Annotated in this window: 14 protein-coding genes; 5 read left to right on the top strand and 9 right to left on the bottom strand. The window is 38.0% G+C overall.

The annotated features are described in order from the left end of the window. Positions 1-208: 208 nt before the first annotated feature. On the top strand, positions 209-2605 hold the full coding sequence (locus ACFSKV_RS03765) for a penicillin acylase family protein (RefSeq protein WP_380800499.1): 2397 nt from the start codon (positions 209-211) through the stop codon (positions 2603-2605). A gap of 102 nt (positions 2606-2707) precedes the next feature. After that, positions 2708-3121, top strand: a complete 414-nt coding sequence (msrB, locus tag ACFSKV_RS03760; RefSeq protein ID WP_380800497.1) for a peptide-methionine (R)-S-oxide reductase MsrB — start codon at positions 2708-2710, stop codon at positions 3119-3121. 53 nt (positions 3122-3174) lie between these two features. Here msrB and ACFSKV_RS03755 read toward each other — a convergent pair whose 3' ends face one another. From ACFSKV_RS03755 to ACFSKV_RS03740, 4 genes are all read right to left on the bottom strand, one after another. Next, positions 3175-4122 carry a DUF4097 family beta strand repeat-containing protein gene (locus ACFSKV_RS03755; RefSeq protein WP_380800495.1) on the bottom strand — a complete coding sequence of 316 codons (948 nt, stop codon included), beginning with the start codon at positions 4120-4122 and terminating at the stop codon, positions 3175-3177. Next, the gene (locus tag ACFSKV_RS03750) at positions 4112-4498 is read right to left on the bottom strand and encodes a TM2 domain-containing protein (RefSeq protein ID WP_380800493.1); all 387 of its coding nucleotides are present in this window, start codon (positions 4496-4498) and stop codon (positions 4112-4114) included. The genes ACFSKV_RS03755 and ACFSKV_RS03750 overlap by 11 nt, the downstream gene beginning before the upstream one ends. After that, complete coding sequence (locus tag ACFSKV_RS03745; RefSeq protein WP_380800492.1) at positions 4491-4826, bottom strand: DUF2752 domain-containing protein; 336 nt, start codon at positions 4824-4826, stop codon at positions 4491-4493. The genes ACFSKV_RS03750 and ACFSKV_RS03745 overlap by 8 nt, the downstream gene beginning before the upstream one ends. 78 nt (positions 4827-4904) lie before the next feature. Next, positions 4905-5990, bottom strand: coding sequence for an oxygenase MpaB family protein (locus ACFSKV_RS03740; RefSeq protein ID WP_380800491.1), 1086 nt, complete (start codon positions 5988-5990; stop codon positions 4905-4907). Positions 5991-6041: 51 nt separating this feature from the next. Here ACFSKV_RS03740 and ACFSKV_RS03735 point away from each other — a divergent pair, with 51 nt between their 5' ends. Next, on the top strand, positions 6042-6935 hold the full coding sequence (locus ACFSKV_RS03735; RefSeq protein WP_380800490.1) for a TolB-like translocation protein: 894 nt from the start codon (positions 6042-6044) through the stop codon (positions 6933-6935). 11 nt (positions 6936-6946) lie between these two features. Here the strand turns inward: ACFSKV_RS03735 and ACFSKV_RS03730 are convergent, their stop codons facing one another. The 3 genes from ACFSKV_RS03730 to ACFSKV_RS03720 form a co-directional block, all read right to left on the bottom strand. Beyond that, positions 6947-7342 carry a hypothetical protein gene (locus tag ACFSKV_RS03730; RefSeq protein ID WP_380800488.1) on the bottom strand — a complete coding sequence of 132 codons (396 nt, stop codon included), beginning with the start codon at positions 7340-7342 and terminating at the stop codon, positions 6947-6949. A gap of 68 nt (positions 7343-7410) precedes the next feature. After that, positions 7411-8022: a hypothetical protein gene (locus ACFSKV_RS03725; RefSeq protein ID WP_380800487.1), complete on the bottom strand. Its 612-nt coding sequence runs from the start codon at positions 8020-8022 to the stop codon at positions 7411-7413. A gap of 474 nt (positions 8023-8496) precedes the next feature. Further along, a complete protein-coding gene (locus tag ACFSKV_RS03720; RefSeq protein ID WP_380800486.1) occupies positions 8497-10053 on the bottom strand; it encodes an AbgT family transporter in 1557 nt (518 codons plus the stop codon). Between the two features lie 137 nt (positions 10054-10190). Here ACFSKV_RS03720 and ACFSKV_RS03715 point away from each other — a divergent pair, with 137 nt between their 5' ends. Beyond that, positions 10191-11102: an SMP-30/gluconolactonase/LRE family protein gene (locus ACFSKV_RS03715; RefSeq protein WP_380800484.1), complete on the top strand. Its 912-nt coding sequence runs from the start codon at positions 10191-10193 to the stop codon at positions 11100-11102. A 63-nt stretch (positions 11103-11165) separates the two neighbouring features. On the opposite strand, the gene ACFSKV_RS03710 is transcribed toward ACFSKV_RS03715, so the two are convergent. Continuing rightward, a complete protein-coding gene (locus tag ACFSKV_RS03710) occupies positions 11166-11876 on the bottom strand; it encodes a DsbA family oxidoreductase (protein WP_380800483.1) in 711 nt (236 codons plus the stop codon). Positions 11877-12138: 262 nt separating this feature from the next. Further along, complete coding sequence (locus ACFSKV_RS03705) at positions 12139-13209, bottom strand: Fic family protein (protein ID WP_380800481.1); 1071 nt, start codon at positions 13207-13209, stop codon at positions 12139-12141. A 112-nt stretch (positions 13210-13321) separates the two neighbouring features. Between ACFSKV_RS03705 and ACFSKV_RS03700 the strand changes: the two genes are divergently transcribed. Continuing rightward, the gene (locus ACFSKV_RS03700) at positions 13322-14587 is read left to right on the top strand and encodes an aminotransferase class V-fold PLP-dependent enzyme (RefSeq protein ID WP_380800480.1); all 1266 of its coding nucleotides are present in this window, start codon (positions 13322-13324) and stop codon (positions 14585-14587) included. The last annotated feature ends 307 nt before the right edge of the window (positions 14588-14894 follow it).

The following is a 14894-nucleotide window of genomic DNA, read 5'->3' as shown; positions in this document are numbered from 1 at the left end:
TACCAATTACAAAAATCCAAAATCCAAACATTCAAAGTTTTATGCACGGTGCTTGTTATATTGTACTTGGTACTTGGTACAATGTACCTCAAGAAAATCCTGACAATTCAAACAATATTAAATTTCATATTACCTGCTTCTTTTACCCAATATTCTAGTATTTTACAGATTGGAATTCTGACACCCTTTTGAAACCCAAATAATAGAAATGAAAAAATTACTATTCGCCCTTTTGATTCTTTTTTTCATCCTAATTGCAGGTTACCAGATTGCTAAATATCAATTTGGTCCTACTTATGACGGAGAAATTGAAATAACCGGACTTTCAACAGAAACTGAAGTTTATTATGATGATTATGGCATTCCCCATATTTACGCTACCAACGAAGCAGACGCCTATATGACCCTTGGATATGTTCATGCCCAGGATAGATTGTTCCAAATGGAAATGATGAGGCGAGTAGGTTCTGGAACTTTGGCAGAAATGCTAGGAGAAAATGTGGTGGATGTGGATAAATTCTTCCGGACTTTAGGTATTCCCAAACATGCGGAATGGACCACGGAACTTTGGGAAAAAGATGGAAACACCCCCTGGAAAACCGCCACGGAAGCCTATATTAAAGGGGTCAACCACTTTATAAATACAGGTAACCTTCCGATTGAATATACCCTTCTTGGAATGAAACCCAGGGAATTTACCGTGAACGATATCCATAGCATCGTGGGCTATATGTCTTTCACATTTGCCATGGCCATGAAAACAGACCCATTGGTAACCAAAATGGCTAGAAATCTTGACCCTAGCTACCTTAAAGTACTATCGGTTCACACCCTTCCCCAACATTATTTAATACCCAATAGTTATCCGCTTAGAAATTCCGAAAATTCGGAAATCGTTTTGGAATCAAAGCTTTCAACACTCCTGGATAAACTACCTGTACCCTTATTGGAAGGAAGTAACTCCTGGGTGATCGGGCCAAGCAGGACCGCTTCTGGTGAAGTCCTATTTTTAAATGACACCCATATTGGTTTTGCACAACCTTCTGTTTGGTATGAGGCCCACCTGGAATACCCTGGATTTAGCTATTATGGAAATCACTTGGCAGGAATGCCCTTTGGATTGGTGGGCCATACCAGAGAACTCAGTATTGGGCTGACCATGTTTGAAAACGACGACCAGGACTTTTTTGAGGAAAAACTGAATCCGAACAATCCAAATGAGACAGTTTATGGAGAGGACTTCAGGCCAATTAAAAAACGGACGGAAGAAATTAAAGTGAAAGGAAAAGACCCGGTAAATTTTGAAATAAGGGAATCCATACATGGTCCCATTATGAATGACGTAATTCCTGAAATCGGAAGATTAACTGAAAATCCAGTTGCTTCATGGTGGGTATATATCCTTGAACCTTCCAAGGCAATTGAAGCCACCTATAAAATGGCAAGAGCCAAAAATGTCCAGGAAGTGGAATCTGCAGTTCGATTGATCCATGCCCCTGGATTGAATGTGATGTATGGTGATAATAAAGGTAATATCGCCTGGTGGGCCGCAGCCAAACTCCCAATTAGACCAGAGCATGTTAGCAGCAAAATTTTCCTTGATGGGAGCAATCCAATAGATGAACCAAAAGCTTGGATTCCATTTGAAGAAAACCCGATGAGCATCAATCCGGAATCCGGATTTGTTGCTTCTGCCAATAACCAACCGGATACTTTAAGCAATGGTATATTTTATCCGGGCTATTATTATCCGGGAGATCGCTGGAACAGGATTGCCAAAGCCGTTACGTCTAGAACGGACTGGACCCAGGAAAACAGTAAAGGTCTGCAATTGGAAGCTGTCAATGAAAATCACCCTTTGAATTTGCTCAGCATGATTCAGACAGTTGACAATGAATTATTCAAGGGATATGAACCTGCATTGGATGCAATGAAATCATGGAATGGCAGTCATAATTTGGAATCCATAGTCCCCACAGTTTATTATAAATGGTTATACCATACCTTACATGGCATGATGGCTGATGAGTTGGGTGAGGATGATTTTGCGAATTTCCTTAAGACTTTCCTGTATATCAGAAGCTTGCCAAGTCTGATAAGAACAGATGATTCTCCTTGGTGGGATAATATCAGTACTTCTTCCAAAGAAACTAAAAAACAAATTGTTGAAGATGCCTTAAAAAAATGCTTAGAGGAATTAACCGCGCAATTTGGATCTAACACCGATAAATGGGTATGGAAGGAAGCGGTGATATTGGAACACCCACATCCTTTGGGTGCAAAAAAGCCATTGGATAAGATTTTCAATGTCAAAGCTCCAGCAGTGACTGCCAATGAAGAATCAATCAATAAACTAGCCTTTCAGCTCAATGGATCTGGGATTTACAGGGTACATTCAGGCCCAGCCATGAGGATAATTATTGATTTCCAAAACGTAGAATCCGGTATTTCTGTACTTCCGACTGGCCAAAGTGGGAATTATTTCAGCCAATGGTATTCAGATCAGGCTGAAATGTATGCCAAAGGTGAATACCGACCTATGTTGATGAATGAGGATTTTATAAAAACCCAATCTAAAAACAAACTGACATTTAGAGGAAAATAAAACATAGTGGCTAAAAAAAGACTTATAAATTAAATAAACTGGTTGTTATACAATTCAGAAAAACCATTAATAACCGGAAAAACAAGTAAAGTCTGAATCCATATGAAAAAGAATCACAAGTCATATCCCATCCAAAAAACTGAAGAAGAATGGAAAAAAGAGCTAGACCCTACTAGTTTTCATGTTTTAAGGGAAAAAGGAACCGAAAGACCCTTTACAGGAGAATATTATTTAAATAAGGAAACCGGGATCTATGAATGTAAAGCCTGCGGAAATGAAATATTCCACTCCTCTTCAAAATATGACAGCGGATGTGGGTGGCCTGCTTTTACTGAACCTGTAAGTCCGGACGCCATTGAAGTTCAGATGGATTATTCCCATTTTATGATCAGAGAGGAAATACTATGCGGTAAATGTGGAAGCCACTTGGGACATAGATTTCCTGATGGACCAAAAAACAGAGGAGGAATAAGGTATTGCATCAACTCTGTTTCCATGGATTTTAAAAAGGAATAAAATAATCCCGGTTGAACTATATCAACCGGGATTTTTACTAACTGGGAGTTGGTTCAGTTTGATATTTTTAAACTTCCGCTTGTCACTTTCCCTTTAATCGTGTGTTGGCTCTGATTGTCTATTTCCAATTTTTTTCCAGAAGAGTGGTCTCCTACTTTGAGTGAACCACTTGTAGCAGAAAGTTCATAATTGAAACCACCCAAGTCAGAATTGGTTTGAATATTGACACTTCCTGAATTGGCTGTAAGGGAAGTGGACTCGCTTAATCCAGAATTTATTGCTTTAATACTTCCGGAACTCGCGCTCAGTTCTCCAATTTTCTCAACATTCGTCAATTTTATCGAACCTGAGTTTATTTTGGCATCAACTTTCCCTTCAATTTCTTCAAATTTTAGGTTTCCGGAACTACCTTTCGCTTCAATATCCCCCTCAACCTCTCTTAAAGAAAGTGAACCGGAATTTACCTCACAATAAATCTTTCCATAAAGACCCTCACCTTTAATACTTCCTGAAGAAGCTTTTAGCCTGATGTTGTCCACTTCTAATTCTGAAGCTTTTATGCTGCCTGAATTTACCTGAAGGTTGATGTCTTTATGGATTACATTCATGACATCAATGGATCCTGAATGACCCACCACGTTCAATTTAATATGATCTGGACCAGTCAGACTTATAAATCCATTGAGATTTTTTCCAAAATTCCATCCTGAAATGGAAGCATCTCCTACCACTTCAATTTTAAGCTTGCTCCCTGATTTTCTATATCTGATATCCAATTCACTGCTTTCCGGAGCTTCTAAATAGGCATCCAGGAAAACATCTTCCTCCCCTTCTTTTCCTTCATAGGAAACTTCCAAAAACCTTCCCTCAATTTCAATTTCTTTGATACCTGTGAAGGTTTCTTCAAATTCCTTGGTAAAGGTTTTCTCGGGTGCAAAACAAGAGGCAGCAAGAATACCTATACCAAGGATGAAAGTTAAAGCCGAAATTTTATTTTTCATTAGTTCCTGAAGTTGGATAATAGGCTCCACCATTTGACATCATGGACAAGGTCTCGTGAGCTACTTTCATATTGTATTCGTAAGCCAAACTTTTATAGTTGACCAAATCTACAATAGTACCGATAAAACAAAGTCCTAAAGTCAGAATATAAAGAATACCTAAGCCAACCTGCCCAAGGATAAAGCGATGAAGACCTGCAAAACCAAAGAAACCAAGCAAACACAAAATCAATATCATCTGATTGTCTTTCCTTCTTGCCCGATAAACCTGGGCAAAAAGATTTGCTTGTTCATCATCCATATTTTTAAGGATGCCTTGAATATACCCTAATTCCATTCCCTCCAACTCTGGGAGGTGTCTCAATACATTAGCCATAGTTTTTAGTTGTTTTGATGTTTCTGATTAATTGAATTATTCTGTAAATGATCACCGCAAAGGCAAACATGGCCAATGGATGCATGGACCAGGAGGCCTGAATATCTCCCTTTGTCAAAAGGCTCATTGCCCTGCCCAATCCACACCCAGGACACCAAGTAAAACCAAGGTTATCCAAAGGACACAAACTGAAATGATGTGCTCCGTAGGGGTCTATCAGAAGGATGCCAATCAAAGCACCAGTCCAAAAAACCAACTCCAATGGAAATCTTTGCAATATGTCGGTAATCGTATTCATTTGTACAGTAAAATACGAAAAGAATGCCATAAGCAAAAAATGCTTTTTTGAGGTTTTTAGCGGGGTTAAAAAAATGAATCGCTTTATGAACGGACAAAAAGTGTACGATTATGAACGCTTTGTTTCAGGAATGCGGAGGGAAACTGCTTGTCCAAATTGCAGCTTGCTCTGTTTTAAAAATGCTTTCCTTGTTTTATAATAATTTGTACCATGTCCGCTTTGTCTGAAAAAACTTAAAGCTAAAACCAAATTAATTATTTCCTTGGGTAATTTGACTTTTTGGCTAATACCTAGTGCATTGGATGCATCCTCCCCAACAAAATAGGAAACCAAAGATTCTGAAAATCCGGCAAGACCAGAATCGGGAATACTCGCTTTATAATAATTCAGTAAGGCATGGATCAAAACCTTTCCTGCTTCAGATTCCTTTAAATGTCTTTTTCTAATGCATTTTTCCAACTCAAATGCTTCTTTGGCAGTATCCGGCCAAAAAGAAGTATCAATACCCAAATAGAATCCGATTACTTTCCAATAATGCAACAGGGATTCATGCACTTCTTTTCCAGGATATTTCCCAAGCTTTTCCATTCCCCGCAAAACCAAAAGGCTAAAGGCTAGATTGGTACCCAACATATCTTCCTGATTCACTGGAAGTCCCCATTTGCCATCCCAATCCTTAGCATATTTCAAAATAAAAAAACGACTGAAGGCATGAATCAACCTTACCTTTGAAATAGACAGCAACGCCTCATGATTTTCAATAAAACTACCAGGTTTAAAACAATCCAAGAGAAACAATGCTGTCTCAGAAAGACGCATGCCTATTTCATCGGTAATTCTCTTTGACCTAACCAACACTTCTGCCCCATCGGCAAAAGCATAACAATAAGGCAACGAATAAAACCCCAACATGGCCAAATATAAGTTTCCTTCTTTATCAAAATAATCCTGTGCCTGACGGATTTTTTCCCCTTCCATCCATGCAGGAACTTCGTAAAAACTTGAAAAATATTCCTTCAGGGCTTTCGGGAAATCCGAGATCTCCTTTTCAGAAGGAAATCCTACCATGGCATTGATCTTTGATACCCATTCCTGATGATGGTATAAAAATAAAACTGCTTCCTCAGCAAGTAAATCCGCTTGCTTCCTTAAGGCATCCATGGAGGAATTCTGATATAATTTCAGTTTGTTCACCTCTTTTTAACCTTCATTTCGTAATTTGGTTTCCGAATTTGAGAAATTACTATGCGTGCAATAAATATAGCTTTTCATTTCTTATTATTGTTTTTTGCTTTTTCCGCTTTAGCCCAGACTTCTACGGATCTGATTTCATTGGATGCCAAGGTTAAAGGATCAAAACTTGAAATTAGCAAAGGGACTGAGTTCAAAATCACTGACCGGCCTCTTTATGACAACCAGCCGGATTTTATCAATGACAAACAAATGGCTTTTTCAGCAGCGGATGAGAAAGGAAACTATGATATCATCATTTTTAATTTTGAATCCAAGAAGTTTACCAATCTGACCAAAACAGGGGAAAGAAATGAATTCTCCCCTACTTTGACAGATTGTGGTCTTTACGTATCAGCAGTAACTGTGGAAGAAGACGGGAAACAACGTTTATGGCTATACCCTACCAATTTTGGGGAACCTGAATTGCTCTATGATGACATTGAACCGGTGGGCTATTATGATTGGTATGACAACAAAGCTGCCATGTTCGTTCTGGGCTCCCCAAACTCCTTGGTATATCCTTACAGCAAATCTGAAGTGGTGACCATCAGCAATAATGTTGGAAGATCCATTAAAACGAAACCTAAATCCAGTATCATTACCTATATTGATAAAAACATGAGTAAAGAGATCAATGGTGAAATGGCCTACACCCTTAAAGGGTACGATCTGGAGAAACGGAGTCATATAGATTTTGGCTATACTTATCCCGGTTCAGAAGACTTCATCTGGCTCAATAAGAACCTCTTATTGATGGGAAAAGGAAATAGCTTGTTTGTTAGAAAGCCCAATGAAAGCGAATGGCACAAATCAGGTGAAGTATCGATGCCTGGTTACCTTAATATTACCAGAATGGCCTATTCTTCCAAACTGAAGAAATTGGTGGTGGTGATGGAAAGGGATTGATAGGTCGATTTTTAAACTTGAATAGAATCCCCCCTTATAAGTTCAATTAATATCGTAACCAAATAAAACGATCCTATTGCTAAGATTACGGTTCCTATAGGATTAATTGTCTTTTTTTCCACTAAAAGAATCCTGTCAAATGGAATTTCGAGCATCCCCTGAAGTTCTGTTCCTTTTTTTTTCTGTACCCCCATCAACCGATCTTCCCTGACCTCCTTAACCCTTAAATCAATCAACCTGTTATCATCTAACTGGATTCTGTACACTTTATCTATTTCAAATAACTTCTGAACTTCCAGGCCCATATAATCAATGGGCTTGGCCATTTTATGGGTTTTAGAAAAATCTTTGTAAGTCACACAGGAAGTAAACAAAACTGAACCAATGACAATAAGATATGAGAACATTTTAAACCTTAAACCTTTCATACCAATTCTTTATAATTATAGGTTTGAAATATTTTCTCTATTTACTTTTAATTCACCAAAATGGGATTAGTGGCCATCATAAGTGCCATTATTACAACAGCCACTCCTAGCACTCCCAACACCAAACCCAGTGTTGCTCCGGTATTCGGCCTGTATACTGCCACTTTTTCAATGTTTTCAAGGGGAATCTTTACAGGAAACAGATCAACTTCTGAGAAATTTTTGAGGTTGATATTGCCCCAGGAATTCCCGGTCAAGACACTATCTGCAATTCCCTCATAGTACATGTAATGGATCATTCCATTATTTTGATTAACCTTAATTTTTTCGCCTTGACTAATTTTTTTAAATTCATTTAAGGAAATCACCACATTACTACCAGGTTTACTTTTAGGTTGAGCTACTCTTTTCACTCCTTTGACCTGACTGATATTTTCGACAGGAATTGAAAAATCATAAGGTTCAACTTTTTGAAAAGTAACAGGATCTATATAAATCTTACCGATAAGCCTATTGTCAGAGAATTCAATAAAAATCAATTCACTAACCTGCCTTGATTTGTCAATCACAGTAATTTTATCTCCAGGAATAATATTTTCATAAAAACTTAAAGGTATACTCTTTTCTTCTGGTAAAGTTTCCAGCTTCTCTTCTGGCAAAAACTTGATGTTTTGATACGTTTTACAGGATAAAAACAGGAAGAAAATAAAAAAATAATATAAGAGATGAACTGCTTTTTTACAAAAAATCCGAATTAATCCGAAATATTCCATTGAAAATTCATTTTTAATAAAATTAAAAAATAATCAAATTTAATTTAGTAGAATAAAAAGCGTATTTTTAGTATTTTTTACAAATCCCAAAATTAATTTTAGTAAAAATCAATAATTCTTCTTGCCAACATCAAAAAAGTGCTGGACTTAGGTTATTCTTCAGAAAGGTTTTACTCAAAAATTTTGGTTCTTCTATGGAATTAAACCACCCTCATTTAAGAGAAATTTTCAATAATCACCAAAGAACAGAAAGTCTGGCTTACTTGGTAATTTGCTATTGATCTTTTACCAATTAAAAACTTGAATCTTTAAATTTGGTAATTAGTAATTGGTCATTGATAATTGATAATTGATAATTTCTCAGGGAGCTCCCATTAGGTATTCATAGGTACTTTGGAGCCCCAACGGTATCCCTAAAGTCCAATAAAGCAGTAAAAAAAGCGTCCAACATACCAACAAAGTGATAGAATAAGGAATCATAATAGACACCAAAGTCCCAATCCCTGTTGCTTTTACATAGCGCTGACAAAAAACAACAATTAAAGGAAAATAAGGTAACAAAGGCGTAATGATATTGGAAACGGAATCCCCTACCCGATAAGCTGCCTGGGTAAGATCCGGAGAAATCCCCAACTGCATAAGCATGGGAACAAATATCGGACTGATCAAGGCCCATTTGGCAGAGGCTGACCCTACCAATAGATTCACAAATGCGGTCAAGAGTACAATCCCAACAATGGTTATCTGCGCTGGTAAATCCAGTGCCTGAAGGAAATTCGCCCCCTCTAAGGCCGTTAATGCCCCAATATTTGACTTTCCGAAAGCATCAATAAACAAAGCGCAAAAGAATGCCATTACGATATAATAGGCCATACTTCCCATGGCCTTGCTCATGGATTGTACCATGTCTTTCATACTCTTATAGGTCCCACTCATAAAACCATAGACCAATCCGGGTATCCAAAACAAAATAAAAATCAAAGGAACTATGGACTTCATCAAGGGTGCACCAAACGACGTAATCTCACCCTCAGGATCTCTTAAGGCCGAATCAGAAGGAATGGCCCAAATAATCAAAATCAACATCAAAATAAACATGGAAGCAAAAGCAATCCAAAAGGACTTTTTTTCACGGGAGTTCAGATTCTCCATAGTAGGAATATCATCCAGCTTATCATCTACCTTTACATTATTATTTAACCTCGGTTCAATTACCCTATCAGTCAAATACCAGACTACCAAAATAACCACTAAACTGGACAGGCCGGTAAAAAAGATATTATTCAAAGGGTTGAGAAGGATTTCAGGCTCCAAAATCCTTGCTGCTGATTGAGTGAAACTCTGGATCAAAGGATCTATGCTGGAAGGTATAAAATTGGCACTGAAGCCCCCGGAAACACCAGCAAAGGCTGCTGCAATTCCTGCCAAAGGATGCCTGCCCGCTGCATAAAATATGACCCCACCGAGAGGAATAACCAAGACATAACCCGCATCCGCAGCGGTATGGCTTACAATCGCTACCAAAACCAAGATCGGTGTCAACATTATTTTTGGGGTTACCCCCAACAAAAATTTCAAACCTGCATTGATAAAACCCGAATGTTCCGCAACTCCTACACCCAACATGGCCAACAAAACCACGCCCAAGGGTGGGAAATTGATAAAAACACTGGTCATATTGGCTAAAAAGTTGGCAAACTGAGATCCTGTCAAGAGATTTTGCACCCTCAATTCGGAGCCGGACCTCGGATCAACAGCACCAAAATCTATTGGCGAGAGCAAAGCTGAAAAAACCCAGGTGATAAGCATAAGGATGAAAAAAAGCATGGCAGGATCAGGTAATTTATTTCCAGCTTTTTCAATAAAGTCCAGGAATCTATCCAAAAAGGTCCTTGGCTTCTTCTCAACTTTGCTCATATTGGGTTATATTTAGGCGGTTGTCAAACAAAGAACCTAATTTAATTGCTAAATACCTCTTTCAAAAACTTATTTGCCCTGCTGATTAAAAAATCTGTTCAATAACAACCAAACTAACCTGTTAATCAATTTATATCATGTTAAAAAAAGAAAACCTGATTTTATCCCTCTTACTTACTGTAATTTCATTACAGCTGTTTGCCCAAATTGAAGATAAAAAGAAAATTGTAGCAAAAAATGCGCAATTGGTCAAAGTTGCAGATGGCTATAATTTTACCGAAGGACCCGCCGTCCATAGAAACGGAGATGTTTACTTTACTGATCAACCTAACGATAAAATCATCAAATGGTCAGCAACCCGAAATGAGGTCAGTGTCTTTAAAGAGGGGGCCAACCGATCCAACGGAATGTTTTTTGACCGCATGGGCAACCTGATCACCTGCGCCGACCTGGAAAATCAACTGTTGTCCATAGATGATAAAGGAAATGTTAAAGTCCTTATCGAAAACTTTAAAGGAAAATTATTGAATGGGCCAAATGATTTGTGGATCGCTCCAAACGGGGGGATTTATATCTCTGACCCACTTTATAAAAGGCCCTATTGGAAGAGAGATCCGGAAATGCAGCAGGATGGAGAACATTTATACTATTTATCCCCTGATCGATTGCAATTTTTCAGGGTAGATGAAACATTGGTCAAACCCAATGGACTGATCGGAACCCCTGACGGTAAAAAATTATATGTAGCAGATATCGGGGACAACAAAACCTATGTGTATGATATTGAAGAAGACGGTTACCTGAAAAACCGCAGACTATTTGCCGAAATGGGATCGGACGGAATGACTATTGATAATAGGGGCAATGTTTACATAACTGGAAAGGGAGTTACAGTTTTTAATCCCAAAGGAGAAAAAATTGCCCATATTCCTGTACCTGAAAACTGGACCGCCAATGTAGTATTGGGAGGTACAGAAAGAAAAACCCTATTTATTACCGCTATGGGAGCAGTTTATACCCTAGATATGAACGTTAGAGGGGTTTATTAAATAGACAAAAAATCTAGAGAAAAAGGCCATGAATGCATGTATACATCCATGGCTTTTTATTTTTTATTCACAATTTCCCTCTATATCACAGACAGTTCCTTCTTCCCCTGCAATAAGATTCAACGAAGGATTTGATTTGACATAATCCTCCCAGGCTTTACGGATAGCTTCTTCAAAAACCTGAACGGGTTGGGCTCCTGAGATTCCAAATTTTCTGTCCAAAACAAAAAAAGGAACCCCTCTAACTCCAATCAGTCTTGATTCATAAATATCCTGATCAACCTTTTCAGCGAACTCATCCGAATCCAGGCAATTTTCTACTCTGTTTTTTTCAAGCCCGACTTCCAAAGCCAAACTGACTAATGTACTCCTGTCATCTATATTTTTCCCCTCTGTAAAATAGGCTTTCAATAACCGTTCTTTCATCAGGTCACCTTTTCCCAAAGTTTTGGCAAGTTGAAGTAAACGGTGGGCATTTTTGGCATTGGCCACAACCGTTTTATCCATCTGGTATCCCAAACCTTCCTCTTTGGCCATTTGAACCACCTGTTCGGTAATCTGCCTGGTCTGGGAAAGACTCCATTCCTTGGTCTCTGATAAATATTCCAGCGTATTTTTATTTGGATCAGTAACCATTTCCGGATTGAGCAAAAAACTTTTCCATTCAATTTTTACCTGATCCGCAAATTCAAAATTCTTTAAGGCCTTCTCCAATCTCCTTTTTCCAATATAACAGAATGGACACATGATGTCCGACCATATCTCAATTTTCATTGTAAAGAATTATTTTTTTCTTTACTTAATCAAATTTAATAGGTTATGGTTCAAAAAATTAAAACAAAAGAGTGTCCTTCCTGTGCAATGGATATAGATGAAAATTCAGAATTCTGTCCTATATGCAATTATCACTTTCCTAAAAAAAGCCCTATCGTGGCATGGACGGCCATTTTCTTGGTTATTCTTTTTTTCCTCTATTTGTTATTTTAAAAAGTCATCCTATGCTTCATTTGCACAGGATGACCAAATAAATATAAACCTACACTAACTCTAAGTGCTTCTGCAAAGAATCCTTGACCGAATCTGCCACCAAATGATAAAATGGCTCTGGATTATTATCTACCTGAACAGATTCCAAAGCACGGTAATAGGCCAATCTTGAATCGACATCACCCTTAAGATTGGCAATAGTCAATCCATTTCTGAGCAAAATGAGGTTCATAACCAACCTACTTGTCCTGCCATTTCCATCGATGAAGGGATGGATGCTGACCAATCGCTCGTGCATTTCGGCAGCAAGTATTACAGGATGAAGGATCCTTTTCTGACTGTCATAATGAATGAAATATTCTTCCATCATTTTATCCAAAAGGTATGGCTGAGGTGGTAAGTGCTCACTTCCTGAAATCCTAACAGGAACTGATCTAAACCTCCCGGCATTTTCCTTATCAATACCCTTGAGTATCAAATAGTGCAATTCCATCAAAACCCTCGAGCTGTAATCCAACTGATCACTGACCAATTGTTCAACATAATCAATGGCCTCTGCATGGTTGATTGCTTCCAAATGCTCCCTTAGAGATTTCCCGCCAATAGTAATCCCTTCATTAACCACTAAGTGGGTCTCTTGTAGGCTAAGGGTATTTCCTTCTATCCTATTGCTTTCAAAAGTATAGGCCACATGGAAAAACTCAGTCATCTTTTGAAGCTGAATAGTATTCAAAGGCTTTTTGGAAACCCATTCTTCCTTTAGTTCATCAATCTTCTGGAGCTTTGATTTGATAGAATTACTGAGATCCTTCATCTTCAAAGCTTGATTGCTCTTCAAATATTCAACTCTTGATTCTGCCAAACTTAAAATCTCTTTCGCGTCTGCCTCCAGCTCAAGTAGCTGATATACCTTTTCTGCCAACCAAATTTTTCGAAGACCTTCAAAAGGAAGTCTCAAAACCTCTGATAAGGCCTTTAAATTCTCTTCAGTGGGCATCCGCTGACCTTTCTCAAACTTTGAAATCAAAGCAGGATCAATTCCACTTTGATAGGCAAGATTCCTAACGACCAACCCTTTTTCTTTCCTTGTTTCCATCAGAACTTGTCCTAAAGTTTTCATATTATCTTTATTTGTTGACAAATTTATTGTTGACAAATTTAGTCATTAAATTTGGGATTTGAATTTTTTTTCTGATTTTTTTTCCACAAATTGGTAAGCAAACCTATCTATAATGAAAAAAAGAGCTTTTCTTAAAAATTTAGCCCTAACCGGCATTGCTTCTACAGCTTCCTTTAAAGCCCTTTCAGAAACAATGGAAAAATACCAGCATATTCCAGAGAAAGATCTGGCTAAGGATGAAGATTTTTGGGCAAAAATAAGAGAGGGCTACAGGTTGAAGCCAGATTATATCAATTTGGAAAACGGTTATTATTGCTTTATCCCCCAAGAAACTTTGGAAGGATATATTTCAATAATCCGAGAAATCAATTATCAGGGTTCCTGGTATTTCAGAACGGTACAATGGGAAAACAAGGATAAAGCTGCGGCTAGATTGGCAAAAATGTTTGGAGGCACTCCAGATGAGGTAGCCATTACAAGAAATGCCACAGAATCCTTGGATATTATCATTTCAGGATATCCTTGGCAAAAAGGAGATGAAGCCATTTTTGCCGAACAGGATTACGGAAGCATCAAAAATATGTTTGAATTGGCATCAAGGAGACATGGAATTGTCAACAAAATTGTAGACATCCCTCTTCATCCTCAATCTGATGATGAAATCGTAAAAATCTATGAAAATGCGATAACTCCCAATACAAAGTTGATCATGGCAAGCCATATGATCAATATCACGGGGCAGATACTTCCGGTTAAAAAAATATGCGACATGGCCCATAGTCATGGAGTGGAGGTGATGCTTGATGGCGCGCATTGTATTGCCCATTTTGATTTCAGGATTGATGAACTCAATTGTGATTATTATGCCTGTAGCCTTCATAAATGGTTGAGTGTACCTATTGGAGCTGGTCTATTGTATGTAAAAAAGGAAAAAATCAAGCAGGTTTGGCCATTAATGGCTCCTTATGAACTGGACCATCCCAATATCAAAAACCTCAACCACACCGGAACACATCCTGTGGCAACAGATCTTGCAATAAATAATGCCATTGACTATTTCGAAAAAATCGGTGCCAAAAGAAAAGAAGAAAGATTAAGGTATCTCCAATTCTATTGGTCAGATAAAGTAAGAAATATTCCGGGAATCAGATTAAATACTCCTTCAGATCCGGCAAGATGCTGTGGAATTGCCAATGTAGGAATTGAAGGCATGCCTCCATCGGAAATGGCCAAATCCTTATTGGAAAAATATGGAATTTATACTGTGGGTATCGATTCAGCTGGAGTAGTGGGATGCAGGATTACTCCCAATATCTATACCAGCCTTGCAGAATTGGATATTTTTGTCGAAGCCTTAAAAGAATTGGCAAAGGTATGATTTTCCTTTATTCCAAAATTCAATGCTCATTTCTGATTTAATGACAAAACAACAATTCCCGAATTAAAATTTCAATAATAAATACTTGGATTTTATTCCAAACCTTTTAACCTTTGCACACGTTTTCATAACTAATGCAAATCTTAAACAACATAGCGGCAAATGCATCAAATGCTTCCCAATCCTTGGAAGCGCTTCCTATGTTATTTTTGGCTCCATTGAGGAGGTTTAGGAACAGCTTTAGGGCAAGGTCCCTATAATATATATTGGTGTGTCCTACGTGGATGACCTACAATAGCCAGCAATC

The organism is Shivajiella indica (assembly GCF_042683085.1).
Taxonomy (GTDB): Bacteria; Bacteroidota; Bacteroidia; order Cytophagales; family Cyclobacteriaceae; genus Shivajiella; species Shivajiella indica.
This window is presented reverse-complemented; position numbering and strand designations above follow the sequence as displayed.